General features: G+C 72.0%; 6 protein-coding genes and 1 pseudogene. 5 read left to right on the top strand and 2 right to left on the bottom strand.

Annotated elements, in window-relative coordinates; translation table 11 throughout:
* Window positions 1-98: 98 nt before the first annotated feature.
* Window positions 99-503 (top strand): thioesterase family protein, encoded by a 405-nt coding sequence (locus tag E1182_RS26885; protein ID WP_132270418.1) that lies wholly within the window; start codon window positions 99-101, stop codon window positions 501-503.
* A complete protein-coding gene (locus E1182_RS26880; protein WP_132270416.1) occupies window positions 500-1,330 on the top strand; it encodes an MBL fold metallo-hydrolase in 831 nt (276 codons plus the stop codon). The genes E1182_RS26885 and E1182_RS26880 overlap by 4 nt, the downstream gene beginning before the upstream one ends.
* A gap of 43 nt (window positions 1,331-1,373) precedes the next feature.
* On the opposite strand, the gene E1182_RS26875 is transcribed toward E1182_RS26880, so the two are convergent.
* Entirely contained in the window at window positions 1,374-2,309 is a 936-nt protein-coding gene (locus E1182_RS26875) for a carbohydrate kinase (RefSeq protein ID WP_132270422.1), read from the bottom strand.
* A gap of 336 nt (window positions 2,310-2,645) precedes the next feature.
* Here E1182_RS26875 and E1182_RS26870 point away from each other — a divergent pair, with 336 nt between their 5' ends.
* On the top strand, window positions 2,646-3,743 hold the full coding sequence (locus E1182_RS26870; RefSeq protein WP_132270413.1) for a lytic polysaccharide monooxygenase: 1,098 nt from the start codon (window positions 2,646-2,648) through the stop codon (window positions 3,741-3,743).
* Window positions 3,744-3,792: 49 nt separating this feature from the next.
* Here the strand turns inward: E1182_RS26870 and asnB are convergent, their stop codons facing one another.
* Window positions 3,793-5,754: an asparagine synthase (glutamine-hydrolyzing) gene (gene asnB / locus E1182_RS26865; protein WP_132270420.1), complete on the bottom strand. Its 1,962-nt coding sequence runs from the start codon at window positions 5,752-5,754 to the stop codon at window positions 3,793-3,795.
* 235 nt (window positions 5,755-5,989) lie between these two features.
* Between asnB and E1182_RS26860 the strand changes: the two genes are divergently transcribed.
* Together E1182_RS26860 and E1182_RS26855 are read left to right on the top strand one after the other, a co-directional pair.
* Complete coding sequence (locus tag E1182_RS26860; RefSeq protein WP_132270411.1) at window positions 5,990-7,471, top strand: aminopeptidase P family protein; 1,482 nt, start codon at window positions 5,990-5,992, stop codon at window positions 7,469-7,471.
* Between the two features lie 287 nt (window positions 7,472-7,758).
* Window positions 7,759-8,620: pseudogene (locus E1182_RS26855) on the top strand (hypothetical protein); the annotation flags it as partial.

Genomic DNA, 8,620 nt, shown 5'->3' with positions numbered 1-8,620 from the left:
CGCTGGGGGTCCGGTCGGGGTGGGGGGCGGGGAATCAGTCACGACGGCCATCGCGGACAAGGTTAGCGGCGGCGGCCGGCTGGACTAGGCTCGCCCCCATGCAGGAGCAGCCGGAGTCGCCCTTTTCGCCGGGACTGACCGCCCGGGTGGAACTGACCGTCACCGACGCCGACACGGCCCAGTCGGTGGGCTCCGGCGACGTACCGGTGCTCGGCACGCCCCGGGTGCTGGCCCTGGCCGAGGCGGCCACCGTCGCGGCCACCGCCATCCGGATGCCACCGGGGCGGACCACGGTGGGAAGCCGGATCGAGTTGGAACACCGGGCGGCGACGCCGGTCGGGCGCACGGTGGTGGCGCAGGCTCGGCTGGGCGAGGTCGACGGCCGACGGCTGATCTTCGAGGTGACCGTCACCGACGGCGACGAGACGGTCGCGGAAGGTCGGGTGGAGCGGGTGCTGGTCGACCGGCAACGCTTCGTCGAGCGAGCGGCGCGGATCCGGTGAGCCTCCGGTTCACCGAGGTCGCCGACCGGGTCCACGTGCTGCGCGAGCCGCTGCTCGACGTCAACGTCACCCTGGTCGTCGGGGACGGCGAGGCCCTGCTGGTGGACACCCTCTCCACCGCCGGGCAGGCCGCCGAGCTGGCGGCGGCGGCGCGGGCGGTCACCGGCCATCCGTGGACGCTGGTCAACACCCACCACCACTTCGACCACTGCTTCGGCAACGCCACGCTGGCCGGCGACCCACCTCGCCCGGTATACGCGCACGTGCTGGCCGCCACCGCACTGCGCGAGGCGCCGGAGCGGCTGCGCCGCGAGGCGTACGCGGAACTGCACGGGAAGCGGCCCGGGTTCGCCGAGGAGGTGGCCGGTACCGATGTGCTGGCTCCGACCCACCCGGTGCACACCGAGGAGGTGCTCGACATCGGTGGCCGGCGGGTGCTGCTGCGCCATCCGGGGCGCGGGCACACCGACGCCGATCTGCTGGTGCACGTGCCCGACGCCGACGTGCTGATCGCCGGGGATCTCGTCGAGCAGGGCGGCCCACCCGCCTTCGAGGACTCGTACCCCTTGCAGTGGCCGGACGCGGTCGCCGACCTGCTGCGGCTCACCACGCCCGCGACCGTGGTCGTGCCCGGGCACGGCGAGGTGGTCGACGTCGGCTTCGTCCGGGCCCAGCACCAGCAGCTCGCCGACCTAGCCTGGCTGATCCGCGCCGCGCACACCGGCGGGGCACCACCGGAGCGGGTCGCCGCCGAGGCGCCCTTCGGCGCCCGCCCCGGCCTGATCGCCGCCCGTCGCGGTTTCGCCGAACTCGACGGCACCGCCTGAGCCCGGGGGCGGGCCAGGGTGAGCACCGTCGGGTTCGTCGGCCTCAGCCGGCGAAGCGGCGCAGCACCTCGGCCCGGGTGGGCATCGACACCGCACCGCCCGGGGACTCGCAGACCACCCCGGCCACCCGAAGCGCGAACGCCACCCGCCGGTGCCAGTCGACGGCGACGGCCGGCTCGCCGTCGACGAGCAGGTCCGCCACGAGCGCCGCCATCACCGAGTCGCCGGCCCCGGTGGCGTCGACCGCGCGCACCTTCGGCGCGGGCACGCGTACCGGATCCGCCCCGGCGGGGGCGACCACCGCACCGTCGGCACCGAGGGTGACCACGACGGTCCCGGTTCCCAACTCCCGCAGGTATGCGGCGACCCCCTCGATTGGCTCACCGGGATAGAGCAGCTCGGCGTCGGCCGCGCTCAGCTTGACCAGGTGCGCCCCGGCGGCGAACTCGGCCACCACCTGGCGCAGCTCGGCCAGAGCGGCCGGCCCGTCCACCAGCCGGGGCCGCACGTTCGGGTCGAAGACCCGCAGGCCGGTGGTGAGCGACCAGGCACGGCGGGCGGCCGCGAGCACCGGCGGGCAGAGCAGGGCGATCGAACCGCAGGAGAGCACGTCCGCGCCCTGCACCAGCGCGACGTCCAGGTCGTCGGCGGTGAGCAGGCCGTACGACGGCGGCTCGCCGTAGAAGCGGAAGTCGGGCTCGGCCTCGGCGTGGCTGGTCACCGCGAGCGCGGTCGGGGCCGGCACGGTGACCGCCCCGGCCAGCCCCACCCCGGCGGCGTCGAGGAAGGACCGGATCCGGCCGGCGAGCACGTCGTCGCCGAGGGAACCGACGAACTGCGCGTCGCCGCCCAGCCGGGACACCCCGACGGCGACGTTGAGCGGGCCGCCGCCGATCTCCTGCCGGAAGACGGGCCGACCGTCGCACTCGGCGTCGAGCAGGTCCACCAACGCCTCACCCAGCACCACCACGTACCCCACATCGCCTCCCAGCATCCCGTCGCCCGGTTCCAGGCTGGCACAGGTGCCCATCTCACCGGGTGGCGAAGCGTCGTCTTGATATATCGAGGGCCACCTATTGCGTGTCTCGTCCGGGCGTGCTGGGATTACCGGTACCGGATTGGTGCGGGGCTGTCGCACCACCGGGACGAGCTGGAGCGACGCGAGAGGCACCGGTCCGCGGGCGGCGGACCGTGGCGGCGCGCGACCGTCCGGGCCCTGCCGACATTCGGGCCGCCGGTCACGACGCCGCGATCGACGCATCCCCCGCACAGCGGGGCCGGCGACCACGCCTGCTCCGCGGATCAGGAGAACCTCGTGCTCCGTTCCCGTACCGCCGCGTTGCTCACCGCGGTAGCCACCGTCGCTCTGGGCACCGTTGCCCTGGTCAGCCAGGCCGAGCCGGCCGCCGCGCACGGCGCGGCGATGACCCCCGGCAGCCGTACCTTCCTGTGTTGGAAGGACGGCCTGACCGGCACCGGAGAGATCAGACCGAACAACCCGGCCTGCACGGCGGCCGTGGCGCAGAGCGGCCCCAACTCCCTCTACAACTGGTTCAGCGTGCTGCGTTCGGACGCCGGCGGGCGCACCGTCGGCTACATCCCCGACGGCAAACTGTGCAGTGGCGGCAACCCCGGATTCGCCGGCTACGACCTGGCCCGCACCGACTGGCCGCTGACCCATCTCACGGCCGGCGCCCGGATGGAGTTCAAGTACAGCAACTGGGCCCACCACCCGGGCACCTTCTACTTCTACGTGACGAAGAACAGCTGGAGCCCGAACCGCCCGCTGGCCTGGAGCGACCTGGAGGAGCAACCGTTCCTCACGGTGACCAACCCGCCGCAGCGCGGCGCTGTCGGCACCAACGAGGGGCACTACTACTTCAGCGGCAACCTGCCGACGAACAAGTCCGGCCGGCACATCATCTACTCCCGCTGGGTCCGTTCCGACAGCCAGGAGAACTTCTTCGGCTGCTCGGACGTCACCTTCGACGGGGGCAACGGCGAGGTGACCGGCATCGGCGGTGGCTCGACCCCGCCGCCGGGCCCGACCACTCCCCCGCCGGGCCCGACCACCCCGCCGCCGGGCCCGACCACGCCGCCGCCGCACGGCGATGACTGCATGGCCGTCTACAAGGTGGCCAGCTCCTGGAACGGCGGATTCCAGGGCGAAGTGATGATCATGAACCACAGCAGCCGGACGTACGGCGGCTGGACGGCGAACTGGACCTGGCCCAACGGTCAGCGGATCACGCAGATCTGGGGCGGCACGGCGAGCACGAACGGGGCGTCGGTGACGGTCACCAACGCCCCGTACAACGGCACGATCGCGCCGGAGGGCACCACCACGTTCGGCTTCCTCGCCAGCACGAACGGCACCAACACCCTGCCCACCGTCACCTGCACCGGCCGCTGACCCCACCCCGCCGGGCGGCGGTACACCCCGCCGCCCGGCCCGGGGGCGGTCAGCGGACCATGCTGCCCACGACGGGCTTGGTCAGCAGCGCCGACTGGTTGCGCTGGATACCCGGGTCCAGGGTCCTGGCCACGAAGATGGCGTGCCAGATACAGAAGATCAGCACCGTCCACACCTTGCGGGAGTGGTCCGCCTCCTCCCGCTTGTGCTCGTCCAACAGCCGCATCGCGTACGACAGGTCGATCAGGTCACCGGCGCCCGAGGTGGCCAGCACGTGCCGGGCCCACTCGTACATCTCACCGCGCAGCCAGACCCGGGTCGGGGTGGGGAAGCCCAGCTTCTTGCGGTTGACGATGGCCGGCGGGACCACCCCCTGCAACGCCTGGCGCATGGCGTACTTGGTGGCGTCCGAGCGGGGCGGCAGCTTCAGGTCCACCGGGATGCCGGCCGCGACGTTGAAGACCTCCCGGTCGAGGAAGGGCACCCGCACCTCCAGCGAGTGCGCCATCGAGATCCGGTCGGCCTTGACCAGGATGTCGCCGCGCAGCCAGGTGTACAGGTCGACGTACTGCATCTTGGTGACGTCGTCCAGCTCGGTGCACTCGGCGTAGATCGGCGCGGTGACGTCGGTGTAGCGGACCGAGGGGTCGTAGCGGCGCAGCAGGTGCTGCTTCTCCTCCTCGGTGAACATCCGGGCGTTGCCGTAGTAGCGCTGCTCGATCGGGGTGGTGCCGCGCTCCAGGAAACTCTTGCCCTTGACGCCCTGGGGGATTGCCTTGGAGACCGCCCGCAGCCCCTTCTGCACGCCGCCCGGCAGGCCGTTGACCGCGCCGAGGGAGAGCGGCTCCCGGTAGATGGTGTACCCGCCGAAGAACTCGTCCGCGCCCTCGCCGGAGAGAACCACCGTGACGTGCTCGGCGGCCTTCTTGGCCACGAAGTAGAGCGGCACCAGCGCCGGGTCGGCCACCGGGTCGTCCAGGTGCCAGACGATCTTCGGCAGCGCGTCGATCATGTCCTGCGGCCCGATCTTGGTCGGGATGGTGGTCACGTCGAGGTGCCGGGCCGAATCCTGGGCCACGTCGATCTCGGAGTAGCCGGGCACGTCGTACCCGACGGTGAAGGTCAGGATGTTCGGGTTGAACTCCCGCGCGAGCGCCACCACCGCGGTGGAGTCGATGCCGCTGGACAGGAACGAGCCGACCGGCACGTCCGAGCGCATGTGCATCCGGACGCTCTCCCGCAGCGTCTCCCGGATGTCGTGGTAGAGCCGCTGCTCGTCGTCGACCGGCGCCGGGCGGAACACCGGCCGGTACCACCGGCGTACGTCGATCCGGCCGCCCGGCGTCCAGGTGAGGTACTCCCCCGACCCGATCCGGCTGATCCCCTTGTGCAGGGTGCCCGGCTCCGGGACGTACTGCAGGGTCAGGTAGTGGCTCAGGCTCGCCGTGTCGATGCCGGCGTCGCCCTGGTACGCGGAGTGAGCGAAGGGCAACAGCGCCTTCTTCTCGGAGGCGAGGTAGAGCCCGTCGGCGGTCTCCAGGTAGTGCAGCGGCTTGATGCCGAAGTAGTCGCGGGCACCGAAGGCCCGCCGCTCCTGGCGGTCCCAGATGACGAAGGCGAACATGCCGCGCAGCCGGGTGAGCACCTGCTCGCCCCAGTAGTGGTAACCGGCGACAATCACCTCACCGTCGCCGGCCGTGGCGAACTGGGCGCCGAAGGTGCGGATCAACTCCTCGCGCAGCTCGATGTAGTTGTAGATCTCGCCGTTGAAGGTGAGCAGGTAGCGACCGCCGGCGTAGGGCAGCGGCTCGTGGCTGGACGCGACATCGATGATCGCCAGCCGCTTGTGCGCGAACACCCCGTCCGCGTACCGGCCGGAGGCGTCCCCGACCACCTCGACCCCGGTCTCGTCCGGGCCACGGTGGTGTAGGCATTCCAATGCCCCGGCGATGTTGTCGCGGTGGGCGGCGGCGTCGCCGCGCGCACTGAAGAAGGCCAGGAGTCCGCACATGGTGGTCATCTTTCCACGCTGGCGAAGCGCCCGTCGCGGCACCGCTGGCTCTCTTTAGCCACGGCCGGTCCGTGGCCGCCGCCCCGGCACCACCGACCAGCGACGACACCGGTCCGGGCGGTGCGGCACCGATCGTGCCGACCCGCGCCGGCCCTCCCGGACCCGATGCCGCCGTTCCCAACGGGCGGCGGCAAGGCGGTACCGTCGGACCAGCGACGCAGCGGAGGGAGCGGACATGGCCGAGGACCGAGTCAACGGCAAGCCGGCGGACGGCACCGAATCGCACGACCCGGATTTCCCGGAGGCCTTCCTTGCCTTCATGCGCCAGGGCTGGCGGGACACCACCCTGCCGGTCGGCCCTCGCCCGGAGGTGCCGAACTACGCCAAACGCCGCGCCGCCCTCTCCGCCGCCTTTCCCGGCGAGACCCTGGTCATCCCGACCGGCAACGAGAAGGTCCGCGCCAACGACACCGAGCACCGGTTCCGGGCGGGCAGCGACTTCGCGTACCTGACCGGCGACCTGGACCCGGACGGCGTGCTGGTGCTACGGCCCAACGGCTCCGGGCACGACGCCACGCTGTACGTGCGGCCCCGTTCCTCCCGGGAGACCGACGAGTTCTTCCGCAGCCGGCACGGTGAGCTGTGGGTCGGCCGGCGGCACACCCTGACGGAGAAGTCGACCGAACTGGGCCTGCCGACCGAGGACCTGGCCGGGCTCGACGCGGCCCTCGCCGGGCTCGCGCCAGGGCGTACCCGGGTGCTGCGCGGCTTCGACCCGAAGGTGGACGCTGCCGTACGCGCCTGGGACGGGCCCCGCGCCGAGGGCCAGCCGGCCCGCGACCGCGAGCTGGCGATCGTCATCTCGGAGCTGAAGCTGGTCAAGGACGAGTGGGAGATCGCCCAGCTCCAGGAGGCCGTGGACGCCACCGTACGCGGATTCGAGGACGTGGCCCGGGCGCTGCCGGCCGACCGCGGGGTCTCCGAGCGGCTGCTGGAGGGGGTCTTCGCGCTGCGCGCCCGGCACGACGGCAACGACGTCGGGTACGGCTCGATCGTCGGGGCGGGCGAGCACGCCACGATCCTGCACTGGGTGCACAACCACGGCACCACCCGCCCGGGTGAGCTGCTGCTGATGGACATGGGCGTCGAGAACCGCAACCTCTACACCGCCGACGTGACCCGGGTGCTGCCGGTCGACGGTCGGTTCACGCCGTTGCAGCGGCAGGTCTACGACGCCGTGTACCACGCCCAGCAGGCCGCCATCGACCTCATCAAGCCCGGGGTGGCGTTCCAGGACGTGCACCTGACCGCGATGCGGGTGCTCGCCGAGGCGCTGAAGGACCTCGGGCTGCTGCCGGTGAGCGTGGACGAGGCGATGGACCCGACCTCGACGGTCTACCGCCGCTGGACGCTGCACGGCACCAGCCACATGCTCGGCATCGACGTGCACGACTGCGCCAACGCCCGCAAGGAGAAGTACCGCGACGGCACGCTCGGCGAGGGGTACGTGCTCACCGTCGAGCCAGGGCTCTACTTCCAGCCGGAGGACGAGTTGGTGCCCGAGGAGTTGCGGGGCGTCGGTGTGCGGATCGAGGACGACATCCTGGTCACCGCGACCGGCGGGGTGAACCTCTCGGCCGGGCTGCCGCGCCGCGCCGACGAGGTGGAGACGTGGCTGGCCGAGCAGCGTGAGGCGGGCCCCCGGCTGCCGGGCTGACCCGGGGTACGACCACGCGGCGGGCCCCGCCGCCGGCGTCGGACGGTTCTGCGTCCGGCACCGGTGGCGGGGCCCGCCATCGTCTGCGCCGGCGATGCACGATCGGGTGAGCCGGAGGCCGAGCAGCGGACCCTAACGTGAGCGAACTACGGACTTTCTGATGATCCGTCCCTCTCGTGAGATTACTTCTCATACGGTGTGCTTCAGAGGCTGCAACCGGTTTGTGGCTGGTCAGCCCGCTTGCACGGTGCTGGCCCCTTGTGAGCACGAAAGGGCGGAAGGCTCTGATGTCCAACGACGTAACGACTTCCGACGGCGAGGCGCGGATGACGCCGCCGACGAACCGGCGACGGGTGCTCTGGGTCGCCACCGGCATGGCCGGCCTGACCGGTGTCGTCGGCCTGGCGGCGCTCGGCGGTCTCGCCGCTCGCGACGACAAGCCCGGCGACGCCCGGCGCGCAGCGGAGCAGCGGTTGGCGGCACCGCAGCAGGTGAACGACGACGGAAAGCCCCCCGCGAACGTCCCGACGAGCACGGCCGGTGACCGGGGTGGTCGAGACGATGATCACCGGGGCGGCGGGAGACCGGGAAAGGTCCGCGACGTGCCGTGTGACGAGGAACAGCTCGTCGAGGCGGTGGACCTGGTCAACCGGGACCGCGGCGGCACGTTGCGGCTGGCCCGGCACTGCACGTACGAACTGGGCGGCTATGACGTGAAGTCCGGCTCGGGGCTGCCGACGATCCGGCACGAGGTCACCATCGAGGGGCGGGACGCCACCATCACCCGGGATTCCGAGGACACCTTCCGGCTGTTCACCGTCGCCGACGGCGGGGACCTGACGCTGCGGGATGTCACCCTCAAGGGCGGCAACGCCGCCGCGTTCCGGTACGGCGGCCAGCAAACCACCGACCGACCACAGGGCCCTGACGGGCCGGGCCCGGCCGACCAGCAGACCCCCGGTGGGCAGCGGGAACCGGGTGACACGCAGGGCCCCGACGGGGGCGCGCTGCTGGTGGCGCCCGGTGGTGCCGCCCGCCTGGTCAAGACCACTCTGGTCGGTAACAACGCCGAGGGCAACGGCGGGGCGATCGCCAACTACGGCCGGGTCGACATCCACGACAGCAAGCTGAACAACAACCACGCCCGGC

The sequence above is a fragment of the Micromonospora sp. KC721 genome (assembly GCF_004348355.1).
In the GTDB taxonomy this organism is placed as follows: domain Bacteria; phylum Actinomycetota; class Actinomycetes; order Mycobacteriales; family Micromonosporaceae; genus Micromonospora.
This window is presented reverse-complemented; position numbering and strand designations above follow the sequence as displayed.

Bases quoted from the DNA above. Each gene is read 5' to 3' on its own strand.
- E1182_RS26885 (WP_132270418.1), top strand. From the start codon at position 99: ATGCAGGAGCAGCCGGAGTCGCCCTTTTCGCCGGGACTGACCGCCCGG.
- asnB (WP_132270420.1), bottom strand. From the start codon at position 5,754: ATGTGCGGACTCCTGGCCTTCTTCAGTGCGCGCGGCGACGCCGCCGCC.
- E1182_RS26860 (WP_132270411.1), top strand. From the start codon at position 5,990: ATGGCCGAGGACCGAGTCAACGGCAAGCCGGCGGACGGCACCGAATCG.